The following is a 13,931-nucleotide window of genomic DNA, read 5'->3' as shown; positions in this document are numbered from 1 at the left end:
GATGTAGGTGACGAAATCACAGTTGATAACGATAAAAGGAACAAAAGACGGCTTAGTTTTACGATTGGATGACCATTGCGCATTTTCCGATTTACTAAGTGAGTTGAAAGAAAAAGTGCAGAGCAGCGTACTTGAAGGTGTGTCTGAAGTACAGTTGCATCTGGGGCATCGTTATTGTGACGAGAAAGACATGAACAAGATTCAATCGGTCATTCATACTTCCCCTCATTTACGAGTTTCGAAGGTACATAGTGACGTCATTTCGTTAAAAGAGTGTGAGAGAAAGTTGATCGAGAAGCAGTCCGAAACCTATATAGGAATCGTTCGATCGGGTCAGGTCGTAAAGGCTGATGGCGATTTGGTCATTATCGGTGATGTCAATCAGAGTGCGCAAGTCATCGCAGGCGGTAGTATTTATGTACTAGGTCGTGTCAAAGGCATCGCACATGCGGGAGCACAAGGCAATAAAGATGCAGTCATTGCTGCATCTTGGTTGGAAGCGACGCATCTGAAAATTGCAGATAAGATCGAGATCATGACCGACGAATTGACGGTTCTTTCTGAGCAACCTGAAATGGAATGTGCGTATCTTCAAAAGAATGGGCAGATTGCGATAGACCGTCTTCAGGAACTCCGATATTTACGTCCGGACCTTGCTACATTTAAGGGAGGTATATAATTTGGGAGAAGCAATTGTTATTACTTCTGGTAAAGGTGGCGTTGGTAAAACAACAACGTCAGCCAATCTAGGCACCGCTCTTGCGTTACAAGGGAAAAAAGTGTGTTTAATCGATACAGATATCGGTCTACGTAACTTGGACGTTATTCTTGGCTTAGAAAACCGGATCATTTATGATTTGGTCGATGTGGTGGAAGAGCGTTGTAAAGTACACCAGGCTCTTGTGAAGGACAAGCGTTTCGAGGATCGATTGTTCTTGCTGCCAGCAGCACAGACGACTGATAAGAGTGCCGTGAATCCGGAACAGATGAAGAAACTCGTTTTAGAATTAAAACAAGATTATGATTATGTTTTGATTGACTGCCCAGCAGGAATCGAGCAAGGATTTAAAAACGCAATTTCTGGTGCGGATCGCGCAATTGTCGTGACGACTCCAGAAATTTCCGCTGTGCGTGACGCAGACCGTATTATCGGACTGCTTGAAGCGGAAGAAGGATTGGAGCCGCCAAAATTAATCATCAACCGCATAAGAAGCGGTATGATGGAAAGCGGTGAAACATTAGATGTCAATGAAATCACGACGCATTTGTCGATTGATTTATTAGGTATCGTAATGGATGATCAAAACGTTATTTCTGCTTCCAATAAAGGCGAACCTGTCGTGATGGACCCGACAAACCCTGCTGCAATTGGTTATCGTAATATTGCACGACGAATCTTAGGTGAGTCTGTGCCATTGATGACGATGGAGAAAAGCAAAGCGGGATTCTTCGGCAAAATCAAGAACATGTTCGGCAAATAATACAATCTCAAAACTCAGTGCCTTTTATGGTACTGAGTTTTTTTCATTCGTCATTTAATTCTCCGTCTTTTCATACACTGCAGGTAAGGGAGGGGACGTGATGAAGTGGAAAACAAAATGGATCATCGCTATTGTGCTGATGGTGTCTGTTGTAGGTTTATCAAAACTTGAAGAACGCCAGCTAGTTAATATACCGATAACGCAATATGTGACGACTGGAAAAGACTTTGTCGTGATGAAGAAGTGGGTTTCTTCTTGGATGGCAGATGATGAAGTCATCACGGTATCGGGGGATTCCGTATTTAATCCATTTGAGACGTACGAATCGTTCCAACCTTATCAGGACGGCGCCATTATCTCGTATACTCAACCGATGTCGATTACGTCGCAAGGAAGTGGGCTAGTGGTCTTCACGGGCTACACGAGGCAGTCAGGGAAGACGGTGACCGTTCAGTACGATAACGGCGACGAAGTGACGTATGGATTCGTAGGGTCGTTCTCAACGCTTCCGTATACCGCTGTGAAGCTTGGGGATGAGATTGCGGTGATGGACGAGGAAGCGGTGTACATCCGCGTGAAACGTAATGGGATACCGCTGGAGCCTACTGTGTTGGCAACGTATATGTCAGGCGGTCAGCAATGAAGTATCGTATTCATCCGGTATTGTTACCGATCTTTTTATTTTTCATGATTGTCGGTGGTGTGTCATTGTACGCGATGCTCTTATTCTCATTACTTTTTCATGAACTAGGACACGTATTGGCCGCGCGACACGTCGGAATGAAAATTAGAAGTTGTACTATCTTACCGTATGGAGGGGAATTGCAATTTGTTAATCGGCAGCTGGCTAGTAAACAGCAACGGCTGATCGTGGCGCTCGGTGGACCTGTCGCGACAGCCGTTTTGTTAGTGCTTGGCATGTGTTTGACATTCCCGGGTGATGCGCAGTTTATAAAGATTCAACTGATCTTGTTAAGTGTGAATTTATTACCGATTCTACCGCTTGACGGTGGACAAGTCGTGTCTGTTTTGCTGGAGACGGAGGCAACGAAATACACTACGCGCTCGAACTTTTTATTGTACTCTATCATCGTGTCAGCATCGCTTTGTGCATATTTAATTGTGTACTTACCGGACAGTTTACCTCTCGTCATTATTACATCATTTCTAGCAGTGCAAAACATTATTTCCTATCGTTTTAGAAGGTACGAGCGGGTATTTGAACAGCTCACTAAAAAAGAAACTTCCTTCTTTTAAAAGATTATAGGAATAATGCTTGACCTGCTCTTTTCTATGTGATAATATTTTACTGTTATTGATTGTAGCACCCGTGCTACAACCGCACTAAACAGGTTCAAGTATTCGTAGGTTGAATCACCTGTCAAGGCGAGTCTGTATAATTAGAGGAGGTGCAAGTATGTACGCAATTATTGAAACTGGTGGAAAACAAATCAAAGTTGAAGCAGGCCAAGAGATCTTCATTGAGAAGATTGCTGGTGAAGCTGATGAAGTGGTGACTTTTGACAAGGTGCTAATGGTGGGCGGAGATGACGTTAAAGTCGGTGCTCCATTCGTAGAAGGCGCAACTGTAACAGGTAAGGTTGTCAAGCAAGGCCGCGCAAAGAAAATTGTTGTTTTCAAATATAAGGCGAAGAAAAACTATCGCAAAAAACAAGGACACCGTCAGCCATACACGAAAATCGTTATTGACGGAATCAATCTGTAATCCGGCATGATACATGTCAGAATTAAAAAAGAGCCTTCTGGGCGCATCTCAGTTTTTGAGATGGATGGTCATGCAAACTTTGCAGAACACGGACAAGATCTAGTTTGTGCTGGTGCTTCTGCCGTATCATTTGGTGCGGTGAATGCTATTATGCTATTGACTTCGATTGAGCCTGATGTTGATCAAGGTGCGGACGGTGGTTACTTACGTGTGGCGTTTCCGGTAACGGAACAAGATGCGCAAGTTCAGCTACTCCTGCAAGCAATGATTATTTCTTTACAAACGATTGAATTAGACTATGCAGATTATATAAAATTATCCTTTGAAAAGTAGGAGGTGGCAGCTATGTTACGTTTAGATCTTCAGTTTTTCGCATCGAAAAAAGGTGTAGGTTCTACTAAGAACGGTCGTGATTCACATTCGAAACGTCTTGGTGCTAAGCGCGCAGATGGACAAATCGTTTCCGGTGGATCAATCCTTTATCGCCAGCGTGGAACTAAAATTCACCCAGGTGAAAACGTTGGACGCGGTGGAGATGATACTCTATTCGCAAAAATCGATGGCGTCGTTCGTTTCGAACGTCTTGGCCGCGACAAAAAGAAAGTCAGTGTCTACCCAGCAGCAACGCAAGAAGCTTAATTGGATAGCGTGACGATGTGAAAAGGACTGCACTTGTTGCAGTCCTTTTTCTTATGTCAATATTGTCGTGTTATGAGCGGATGTTAGAGAAGTATGAGCGCTTAGGTTGGTTGATAGAGCGGATAGCGAGTGTGTATGATCGCTTGTACGTTTCTATGAGCGGATACAAGAATTATTGAGCGCTTACCGGGAAATAATGAGCGCTTGACTAATTTAATTGTTGATTGGCCATATATTTCACGTAAATTGTCACTCGATGAAGATTATTTTAGTGATTTGCGCGTGAAAATGCTATACTAAGAAGTACGAAAACAGCTGGTGGTGAAAAAATGGGGAAGAATGAGCTAAATGTGTCGCAGGCAGTGAGATTTAGTCGACACGATCACATGAATGATCTGCAATTAATCCTCATGAATATTGATATGGGGAAATATACAGAAGCACGTAACTGCATTCTCGAGAAAACGGGGGACATGCAGCGAGAGGCATTGCTGCAGAGATTGGATATGCCTCTTACTGAGGAATGGATTACGACACTTGGGTGGCGATATCCAGTTCTGAAGGTGCAACTGTATTGTGATATTACAGAAAAAATTAATTCAAGTGAAATTGATCAAGCGTTGGTCGATTACTTGGAACAAGTCGTGCTGGCTGTGGAAGCCAAAATCCAGCGCTATGCAGATTGTCCCGTGACGATTGAAGTCACGACAGAAACTGCTTCTTGGAGTATGCAATTGACATTTACTGAGCTGTACGCGAAGCAACTAGACATCCCAGAATACTCATCTCAGCTTACGGTCGAAGTCCTCGGTGAACCGAATCAATGGACGTTTACCATCAGTGGACAATTAGGAGGATAATAAATTATGTTTGTGGATCACGTTAAAGTATTTGTAAAAGGTGGCGACGGTGGCGATGGTATGGTTTCGTTCCGTCGTGAAAAATATATAGCCAATGGTGGACCATCCGGTGGTGATGGTGGGAAAGGCGCAGACGTCATCTTTATCGTGGATGAAGGATTGCGTACGTTAATGGATTTCCGTTATCAGCGTCATTTTAAAGCAGATCGTGGAGAACATGGTCAAAGTAAAAATATGCATGGTCGTAGCGGTAAGCATATGGTCGTTAAAGTTCCGCCTGGCACAGTCGTCAAAGATGCGGAAACCGATACGATTATCGCGGATTTGGTTGAACATGGCCAACAAGCAGTCATCGCGCGTGGTGGGCGTGGAGGACGTGGTAACAGCCGTTTCGTTACGCCACAGAACACGGCACCAGAGCTTTCTGAAAAAGGAGAGCCAGGTGTTAGTAAGGATATCGTGCTTGAATTGAAAGTTCTCGCTGACGTCGGTCTTGTTGGATTCCCGAGTGTTGGGAAATCAACGTTGCTTTCAGTCGTTTCTTCAGCGAAGCCGAAAATTGCGGATTATCACTTTACTACACTAGTACCGAACCTTGGAATGATCGAAACGGATGATCACCGTACATTTGTTATGGCAGATTTACCTGGATTGATTGAAGGTGCGCATGAAGGAATCGGACTAGGACATCAGTTCTTGCGTCACATCGAACGTACACGTGTTATCGTGCACGTCATCGATATGTCTGGACTTGAAGGCCGTGAGCCGTTCGACGACTATCAGACGATCAATAAAGAACTTGAGCAGTACAATATGCGATTGACTGAACGTCCACAGATCATTGTGGCGAATAAAATGGATATGCCGGATGCACAAGACAATCTGGAGATATTTAAAGAGGCGCTTGGTGATGAAGAGATTCAAGTGTTCCCGATTTCAGCATTGACGAGAACTGGTTTGGATCCATTGCTGTACGCAATTTTAGATCTGCTTGAAACCACACCGGAATTCCCGATGTTGACTGATGCAGATGAAGAAGATGCGAGCAACTCCGTATTGTATAAACACGAATCAACTGGACCTGATTTCGTTATTTCACGTGACGATGATGGAGCGTTTATGTTGACCGGTTATACGTTGGAGCGTTTGTTCCAAATGACCGATTTCAACTTCGATCAATCAGTCCGCAAGTTCTCACGTCAAATGCGTGGTATGGGAATCGACGAAGCATTGCGTGAACGCGGTGCGAAAAACGGCGATATCGTTCGTATCATGAGCTACGAATTCGAGTTCTTGGAATAAGGAATGGCTCGTTTTGGGGGGAGCAAAATGGAACAAATCGGGGAAGGTCAGTTTTATTTAGTGCGTGAAGATGTATTGACTGAGTCGATGCAGAAAATGTTGGAAGCTAAACGAATGATGGCAAGGGGCGAAGTGACGACGATCCAAGAAGCAACCAAACGGGTCGGTCTGTCACGCAGTGCCTTCTATAAATATCGTGATGCCGTGTTCCCGTTCGAATCGATCGCACGGGACCGGATCTTGACGATTTTTATTCAACTGGAAGATTTAAAAGGTTCCTTAGCTGTGCTTTTGGAAGTCGTCTCAGAGGCGAAATGTAATGTATTGACGATCCACCAGACGATTCCTGTCCAGGGCCGCGCTAATATTACGTTATCGCTAGATGTGACGGAAATGGAAATTAAAGTAGAAGCATTTTTACAGCGACTCAAAGCACCTCGATTTATTGATTCCGTTGACTTAATTAGTTCAGGGGTTTTCTGACCTCTTAAATCAGTGGGGAGATGAAAGAATCATGACAGAAAAGAAGTATGTACCTTCCGTTGCATATTTGGGACCTGAAGCATCATTCACTCATATTGCAGCGTCCGATTTATTCGGCATGGGAGGCTTAACGCCACGTCCGACGATTCCAGATTGTATAGAAGCGGTGACAGAAGGCCATGTAGCCTATGCGGTCGTTCCACTAGAGAATGCACTTGAAGGTTCCGTACCGTTAACGATTGATTATTTATTTAATAGTGAAGAATTGTTTATCACAGCTGAAATTTCCACACCAATTGAGCAGCATATGTTGGTAAATAAAGCGCAGATGGATTACTTGGATGATTTGGATTCAATTCAGTCTCATCCGCATGCTTTAGCACAATGTCATAAGTTTTTGCAATATCGTTTCCGCGGAGTTCCGTTGATTCAGACGACGTCTACGGCAGCGGCAGCGAAATCTATTTCTGAACAGCCAGACTTACGTGTTGCGGCAATTGGCAACCGTTTGGCAGCAGAAACGTACGGCTTACATATAGCAGAAGAGAATATTCATGACTTCCACTTCAATCACACACGTTTCGTTGTGCTGTCGTTGCGCAAAGAGAAGCTAGAGCATTCGAAGCATGCTTCTTCGATGAAGACGACGTTGATGGTAAAGTTGCCTGAAGACGACCGTCCAGGTATGCTACATCAGATTCTGTCGGTGTTCTCGTGGCGCCGGTTGAACTTGAGTAAGATCGAATCACGTCCATTAAAGACGGGTCTTGGTCATTATTTCTTTATTATTGATATTAACGAGTCGGAGGAACATCCGATGATGAAGGGCGCGATGGAAGAGCTAGACGCACTAGGCTGTACAGCACGCTCGTTCGGAACGTACTATGTCTACGAGTCTGGTGAATTTATCTCTTAAGGATAGGCTGGCACGGTATACGTGAGTGGATTGGTGCTACGGAGGGGACGCATATCCCATTCGAAGTGAGCCAACTAGTCACTAGTGCAAAGATATGCTCCCAACGCTTCGCTTTCACTTCAACAGTATGACTAGTTGATACTTATCAATGTTCATTGCATGTTGGCTTGTAATAGGTAACTGCACTTGAAATAAAATTAGAACTAGAACTGCCCTTGAACTTAACTAAGTTCAAGGGCTTTACTAATTCACGCGCAATCGCAAATAAGAGTTCTATGTCCATCCACTATAAACGTAGGATTGAAGCGGAAGCTGGGGCGACTCCGAGTGTATCAGCGTGCGCCTTGAGACCCCACAGCGAAGCGAGGAGGCTCAAGCCACGCCCACCGGAAAGCGTCCCCAGCTGGAGCGGAAATCCCATACACTCACTAATTGAACTGTCTTCATTCCACTATCCTCTATTCATCAGGATGGTTTTTAATTTGGAATAAACAAGTCCCTGTTGAATATACATAACAAGAGAGGAGGCCTACACATATTGTCACAAAAGTAGGCATCCGTTCATACGATGGATTGATGGAAGGGGGAATTGTTAGTGGAAGTTCATATTGTCGTCAAGGGTGATACATTATGGAAGATCGCAAGACAATACGGTATACCGTTCGAGGAACTGAAGCGGGTGAATGCGCACCTGGCGAATCCGGACTATATCGTTCCCGGCATGAAAATATTTTTGCCGATGGATAAGAAAAAGCCTCATCATAAAGGTGATCATACGAAACCCCAGGAGAAGCCACATGAAAAGCCACATGAAAAACCGCATCATGAAGCACCGATGAAGCCGCCACACCAGGAGAAGCCTTCTAAGCCGGCACCTCCACAAACGAAACCACCGAAGCATCAAGTGCCGCCACTACCACAAGCGCCACAGATGCCGCCGATGCAGCAGAAGCCTTTGCCTCAAGTACCGCCGATGCAACAGCAACCGGCCCCAGCACCGCCAGCGATGCCGCAACAATCGCAGACTTCACCGGCAGTGCCTCATATGCCGATGCCGCCTATGCAGGCTCCGCCGATGTGGCAGGCAGTATTCCCGATTTGCGGTTGGATGCCAATTTTCGATGCGGACTGCCATCCACATATGCCGCAACAACCAATGCAGCCTATGCCGCCGATGCAACCGCCGATGCAGGCACCAATAAAACCGATGCCGCCAAAAGAATCATCTAAGTGGTGTGAAGAGTCACCTCATCACCATAAACCGGTTCCCGCACCTATGCCAGACGGTTGGCAGTTGATCGAATCGAGTTCATTACACATGAAACCGAATCCGATGCCTCAACCAAAACCTCAACCGAAGCCGCCTGTGATGCAGCCAATGCCACAACAGCCTGCACCTATGCCGATGCCGCAACAACCTACGATGCCGCCTAAAGCGGAGATGCCGCCGTCATGGTGTCCATCAAATCAGCCGCATTGCTCACCGAATTGGCCAGTCCAGCCTCAATGGTCGACACAACCGGAATGTATGCCAGCGATGCAATGGATGCCGTATCCACAAATGATGCCGATGCCAATGCCGCCGATGTGGCAACAACCTCCAGGATATCAGGGTGATTGTGGGTGTAATACACCTCCACAACAGCCGATGCCAATACAGGAGGACTGGCACCGAAACCAGTAACCGCGTATGGCAGACAATCAGCGATTTACCAAAATCAAAAAGAATGTCTGGAAAATGGAATCAGGCGGAGCCATGTATTCTGTAAAGAAGTATGCATCACTCGCTCAAGCTGTGAAAGTTCGGCAGGTACATCAATTACTTAGTGCACAACATTTTCCATATATCTTGCCGATTGTCGATAAATCGGATCCTCTGTTGATCATGCAGCCGTGGCTCGAAAATGCGAAAGCGGTCAACTTTAAGCGTAGAATTGACCGTATCGACTCGTTCCGTGCGCTGCAAGCATTACATGATACGAAATATACGATTGATTGGCAGTCGATTTCCTGTCTGCCGCATTATCATATGATTGAGAAGTGGGAAGTCCGGCTTGCACGCTTTGAAGAGTTGCGGGAAATGTGTGGGGCGTTTCTTGCTTCCTCAACGATAGACCAGTTGTTAAAGTACGGACAGGATGCGTTGCAGATTGCAAAGAAAGAACCGCCCCCTGTTAACTCTTTGACGCTATTGCATGGTGATGTCGTACATCATAATATTTTGCGGGACTCGACCGGGAATATCCGCTTTATCGATTTTGATTTAGCGTGTCTCGGAACGGAAGAGGATGAACGTGTGTTGTGGATGCATCGTGTGTTGCCGCAAATTTCCTATAATCCGACTTTTTTGATGGGGGAGCATCCGGCGCTGCAAACCTTGTCAAACCAGTCATTAGCGAAGCTGCTATACCCAAATGAAGTACTTCGGGAATGGTTGCATCTGTTGTCATTGCCACTAGCGCAACAACAACGGATGGCTAGCAAACTTCTGCATTTTACGGATACCGCGCTCTCACATTGGCCAAGATTATGGTATGATATAGAGCGAATGATGAAGTAGGAGGTTTGATCCATGGCAGGCCATTCCAAGTGGAAAAATATCCAGAATAGAAAAGGCGCACAGGATGCAAAACGAGGAAAGATCTTTCAGAAGATGTCGCGTGAAATTTACGTCGCAGCAAAGTCTGGCGGAGACGATCCAGACACGAATCCAGCTTTACGTCTAGCAATCGATAAATCAAAGAGTGTGAATGTCCCGAATGATGTAATTCAGCGGGCAATCGATAAAGCAACAGGTTCGGGTGCGGATGAAAACTATGAAGAAGTAATTTACGAAGGGTACGGGCCAGGCGGCGTTGCTGTCCTCGTATATACCCTGACAGAAAACCGCAATCGTACAGCACCGAATATGCGCGTGGCATTCAATAAAAATGGCGGTAGCTTAGGAGAAACTGGCTCCGTCAACTATTTATTTGAACGCAAAGGCCGTTTGTTCATCGAACGTACGCAAGAAACGGACGAGGACGCAGTCATGCTGGCGGCTTTGGAAGCAGGGGCAGAAGATGTTATTTCAACAGAAGATGGATTTGAAATTCTGACGGAACCTTCTGAATTCCTGAATGTAAAAGAAGCGCTTGAAGCGGAAGATTTAGTATTTATTTCAGCAGAAGTAGATATGGTTCCATCCGTTTATGCGGATTTGACCGAAGAGCAACAAGAACAATTTATGAATATGATCGATGCACTAGAAGACGACGATGATGTACAAAACGTCTATTCTAATGTATCGGATGAGTAATGAATGCTAGCCAGTCAACAACTTTTAAGCAAGTAAAGTTGTTAACTGGCTTTTTTGTTATTGACAATGATAATGAGATTCATTATCATTTAACTTAGTTGCTGAAGAATTTATACTCTTTAGTAGAATAAAAGGGGGAACTAAATATGATTATCGTAACAAACACAAATAAGATAATAAAAGATCGTGGACATGAATTGGTTACGCGTTTTGATAAAAAAGGAAAAGTGGAGCAGATGGAAGGGTTTCTAGGACTGGAAGTATTGTTCACGGATAATTTACCAGATTATGACGAAGTGACGATCAGCACGCGTTGGGAATCAAAAGAAGCTTTTGAGGCATGGACGAAAAGCGATGCATTTAAGGAAGCGCATTCACATCGGGACGGACAGCCCGGATACGTTATTAGCAATAAAGTGTCATTCTATGATGTTAGGGTAGTACGTGATCCAGTTGTTGCGGTGTAAATGCAAGCATCGTGTGTGGATGTTCAGAAAAAAATCACCTCTCACTTTTGAATTGCCAAGTGAGAGGTGATCGTATATTAATTATGCTTTAACGCCAGAAGATTTTGGCTGCGTCAAAAGACCGCCTTTTTCTTTTAAGTATTTTTCAATACCTTCAGCTGCACGGTATGAAAGTGCGCCGATTGTTGGGGTAGGGTGGTGACTACTGAAGTGTGGTAGTGCAGATCCGCCAACGACGAATAAGTTTTCCATTTCCCACAGTTGCAAGTAGTTGTTTACCGCAGACGTTTCTGGATCTTCACCCATAGCTACGCCGCCAATATAGTGCATACCGCCGTAAGTGTGGTCAAATTGGTCTGGCATTTCGTCCTGATCAATAATGTCCGCACCCATTGCTTCCACGATTTCAGTACATTTTTCAATACCGAATTTCGCGATGTTCTTATCTTGTTCTGTTAATTTATTTGTAATACGTAATACTGGATCTCCGAACTCATCTTTATACGTAGGGTCTAAGTCCATAAAGTTGTGCCACCAAGGCATAACTGCTGCTGAGTACCAAACCGTTAATGTACGGAAAGCATAGAAGAGTGATTTCTCTTTAAATTCTTCACCCCATGTTGGTGTACCTTTAGGAACGAAGTTATTCTTAATTGCCGCATCTCCGTATTGACGAAGTTCGATTCCGCCACCATGAATGAAATCTAAATCCGTATGGTCAAATAGGTCCGCGTCATAATCACTTATAGCGCCACCTAATCCACCAGCACCCATGTAGTAGTTGAATTTCTTGTCATTAAAGAATCCTGTTGCACCAAGGAAAGTACTGTTGAATTGTCCTGTGAAGTTACGGCCAATCGTTCCTTTTCTAGTCTCAGGGTTATAGATTTCACCAATATCCGATAACATAAGTAAGCGGTTATTTGAGAATGTGAATGCCGCAAGAACGACAACGTCAGCTGGTTGTTCGAATTCTTGTCCTGTTCTTGTGTCTGTATATAAAACGCCTGTAGCTTTACCGTCTTTATGAAGAACTCTTCTGACGAGTGAATTGGTTCTGATTTCACAGTTACCAGTTTTGCGAGCAGTCGGAATAACTGTTGCAAGAGGATCTGATTTTGAACCGAAGTCACAGCCGTACATTGTACAGAACGAACAGAACATACATTGATTCAATGTCTCACCATCAGGATTCGTATACGTTTGAGACATGTTTCCTGAAGCCATTTGATAAGGGTGTAAGCCCATCTCTTTTGCCGATTCTTTAAACAACTTAATCGCAGGAGAAGCTAGCATAGGTGGGTTTGGATACTCATTTGATCTCTTGTCACCAAGTGGATCAGGTTCTCCTGAAATTCCAGCCGTTTGTTCCCATTTAGCATAATAAGGCTCTAGTTCATCATACGTAATTCCCCAGTCACGGATTTGCATGCCTTCTGGAATTTTGTCTTCTCCATAACGTTCGATTGTTTTTGAACGAATTTCGAAGTCATACGAGCGCCAGCGGTATACGGAACCTGCCCAGTGCATACTTCCGCCACCAAGGTCTGTCCCTGTGTTCATATCTTTTTGCAAGCGTACAGGTAGTGCAGCATCGCCTATTGAAACACGAGACGTAATCGTATCGCCTGTTAATTTTTCGATCATTTCATGTCTGTTTGTATAACGTAGTTCATCTTTAACACCTATAAAATCTGAACGTGTTTGATCTTTACCACGTTCCAACATTACGACTTGATAGCCTGCTTTGGAAAGTTCAGCTGAAACGATACCGCCAGCCCAACCACTACCAACGACTACAACGTCTACTTTATCTAATTTTTTAGCCATTTATGCGTCCTCCTAAATTAAAGCCCTTGGTAATTACGTAAACTTGAAGGCTCCATTACAATAAACTCTTCTTCTTCGATTTTATCTAAAAAGCTCATGATCGGCCCAGGGTATTCTTTCATTCTCCAAGCTTCCATATTACGATTTCCACCGTAAACAGGATCTGCATAAACGCCTTCGATAGTTGTTTGACGTAACAAGCTAAAGAAGTCTGCGGAATCTACCCCACTGAACTTCACTTCACCTTTTTCAAACATTTGTAAAATTTCATCTTGCTGTTCAGGTTCTAAATTAACAAAACGCTCTTTAAATTTATCTTGTGACGTTTTCTCCATAGCGTTAAGCCCTTCAAGGAAAAATGTCCCTCTCGTCATTTTAGTTTGATAGTTAGCCGTACCAGCAGGTAACTTCACAACAGTGGACGATGTGATGACTTCATTTGTTTGACGTTTTTCTTCTTCGTATACGTCCGTTTTTGTAATCGATGGGAAAGGACCGACCATATAGTCATTCGCATTTCTTCCCCAGTTGCTTGCACATTGACGGTCAATGAAATAAGGCACACCTAGTTCGATTGCCCCCATGCCATTTTTATTCTCTGGATAGATTCTTTCAGTTGCAGCAGATAGCAACGCAAAGTCTTCATTTCGACTGAAGAACGTACGTGCATCAAACGATACTTGTTTGCCTGCCTGCGATGTTGTTTCATCCTTCGTACCTTTTTGGAACTGATTCGTTAGCAAACCACCAAATAGTGATCCACCTAAAAGTCCACCAGCGACAAGACCGCCACTCTTCAAAAACTTTCTTCGGCTTAAATCTTGAGTATCTTGATTGGGATTTTTGTTATTCGTCATAGTGTAGTTCCTCCTTCACATTTGTCATGAAATGTGGCGACAATTGCCGTGGCAAGTATAATCGCACCGTTT

At 44.2% G+C, this 13,931-nt stretch carries 17 protein-coding genes and 1 other annotated feature; of the genes, 15 read left to right on the top strand and 2 right to left on the bottom strand.

What is annotated here, in order from left to right; all coding sequences use genetic code 11:
* Positions 1-7: 7 nt before the first annotated feature.
* The 15 genes from minC to isdG all read left to right on the top strand — a co-directional run bounded on the left by minC (position 8) and on the right by isdG (position 11,172).
* Positions 8-679: a septum site-determining protein MinC gene (gene minC, locus CSV72_RS04415; protein ID WP_099632988.1), complete on the top strand. Its 672-nt coding sequence runs from the start codon at positions 8-10 to the stop codon at positions 677-679.
* Position 680: 1 nt separating this feature from the next.
* A complete protein-coding gene (minD, locus tag CSV72_RS04410) occupies positions 681-1,481 on the top strand; it encodes a septum site-determining protein MinD (protein ID WP_099632989.1) in 801 nt (266 codons plus the stop codon).
* 100 nt (positions 1,482-1,581) lie between these two features.
* The gene (locus CSV72_RS04405) at positions 1,582-2,124 is read left to right on the top strand and encodes a peptidoglycan DD-metalloendopeptidase family protein (protein ID WP_099677301.1); all 543 of its coding nucleotides are present in this window, start codon (positions 1,582-1,584) and stop codon (positions 2,122-2,124) included.
* A complete protein-coding gene (locus CSV72_RS04400; RefSeq protein WP_099632991.1) occupies positions 2,121-2,738 on the top strand; it encodes a metalloprotease in 618 nt (205 codons plus the stop codon). Before CSV72_RS04405 ends, CSV72_RS04400 begins: the two co-directional genes overlap by 4 nt.
* 70 nt (positions 2,739-2,808) lie before the next feature.
* Positions 2,809-2,885 (top strand) — a sequence feature (ribosomal protein L21 leader region).
* A gap of 13 nt (positions 2,886-2,898) precedes the next feature.
* Positions 2,899-3,207, top strand: coding sequence for a 50S ribosomal protein L21 (gene rplU, locus CSV72_RS04395; protein WP_085131022.1), 309 nt, complete (start codon positions 2,899-2,901; stop codon positions 3,205-3,207).
* 6 nt (positions 3,208-3,213) lie between these two features.
* The gene (locus CSV72_RS04390) at positions 3,214-3,540 is read left to right on the top strand and encodes a ribosomal-processing cysteine protease Prp (protein ID WP_099677300.1); all 327 of its coding nucleotides are present in this window, start codon (positions 3,214-3,216) and stop codon (positions 3,538-3,540) included.
* Between the two features lie 12 nt (positions 3,541-3,552).
* Complete coding sequence (gene rpmA, locus CSV72_RS04385; RefSeq protein WP_083031825.1) at positions 3,553-3,846, top strand: 50S ribosomal protein L27; 294 nt, start codon at positions 3,553-3,555, stop codon at positions 3,844-3,846.
* A gap of 329 nt (positions 3,847-4,175) precedes the next feature.
* Positions 4,176-4,706 (top strand): Spo0B domain-containing protein, encoded by a 531-nt coding sequence (locus CSV72_RS04380; RefSeq protein ID WP_099677299.1) that lies wholly within the window; start codon positions 4,176-4,178, stop codon positions 4,704-4,706.
* A 6-nt stretch (positions 4,707-4,712) separates the two neighbouring features.
* Complete coding sequence (obgE, locus tag CSV72_RS04375; RefSeq protein WP_099677298.1) at positions 4,713-6,008, top strand: GTPase ObgE; 1,296 nt, start codon at positions 4,713-4,715, stop codon at positions 6,006-6,008.
* 27 nt (positions 6,009-6,035) lie between these two features.
* Positions 6,036-6,491: an ACT domain-containing protein gene (locus CSV72_RS04370; RefSeq protein WP_029053700.1), complete on the top strand. Its 456-nt coding sequence runs from the start codon at positions 6,036-6,038 to the stop codon at positions 6,489-6,491.
* A 31-nt stretch (positions 6,492-6,522) separates the two neighbouring features.
* Entirely contained in the window at positions 6,523-7,407 is an 885-nt protein-coding gene (gene pheA / locus CSV72_RS04365) for a prephenate dehydratase (RefSeq protein ID WP_099677297.1), read from the top strand.
* Between the two features lie 595 nt (positions 7,408-8,002).
* Positions 8,003-9,091 (top strand): LysM peptidoglycan-binding domain-containing protein, encoded by a 1,089-nt coding sequence (locus CSV72_RS04360; protein WP_099677296.1) that lies wholly within the window; start codon positions 8,003-8,005, stop codon positions 9,089-9,091.
* 6 nt (positions 9,092-9,097) lie between these two features.
* Positions 9,098-9,967 carry a phosphotransferase gene (locus tag CSV72_RS04355; RefSeq protein WP_099677295.1) on the top strand — a complete coding sequence of 290 codons (870 nt, stop codon included), beginning with the start codon at positions 9,098-9,100 and terminating at the stop codon, positions 9,965-9,967.
* Between the two features lie 12 nt (positions 9,968-9,979).
* Positions 9,980-10,705 carry a YebC/PmpR family DNA-binding transcriptional regulator gene (locus tag CSV72_RS04350; RefSeq protein ID WP_099677294.1) on the top strand — a complete coding sequence of 242 codons (726 nt, stop codon included), beginning with the start codon at positions 9,980-9,982 and terminating at the stop codon, positions 10,703-10,705.
* Between the two features lie 146 nt (positions 10,706-10,851).
* Positions 10,852-11,172 carry a heme oxygenase gene (gene isdG / locus CSV72_RS04345; protein WP_099634409.1) on the top strand — a complete coding sequence of 107 codons (321 nt, stop codon included), beginning with the start codon at positions 10,852-10,854 and terminating at the stop codon, positions 11,170-11,172.
* 81 nt (positions 11,173-11,253) lie between these two features.
* Here isdG and CSV72_RS04340 read toward each other — a convergent pair whose 3' ends face one another.
* Both CSV72_RS04340 and CSV72_RS04335 read right to left on the bottom strand, forming a co-directional pair.
* The gene (locus CSV72_RS04340) at positions 11,254-13,002 is read right to left on the bottom strand and encodes a GMC family oxidoreductase (protein ID WP_099677293.1); all 1,749 of its coding nucleotides are present in this window, start codon (positions 13,000-13,002) and stop codon (positions 11,254-11,256) included.
* Positions 13,003-13,019: 17 nt separating this feature from the next.
* Complete coding sequence (locus CSV72_RS04335; RefSeq protein ID WP_099677292.1) at positions 13,020-13,859, bottom strand: gluconate 2-dehydrogenase subunit 3 family protein; 840 nt, start codon at positions 13,857-13,859, stop codon at positions 13,020-13,022.
* Positions 13,860-13,931: the final 72 nt, after the last annotated feature.

Origin of the sequence: Sporosarcina sp. P20a (assembly GCF_002743175.1) — a bacterium.
In the GTDB taxonomy this organism is placed as follows: domain Bacteria; phylum Bacillota; class Bacilli; order Bacillales_A; family Planococcaceae; genus Sporosarcina.
The sequence above is the reverse complement of the archived record's forward strand: the minus strand, read 5'-3'. Positions and strand labels throughout refer to the sequence as shown.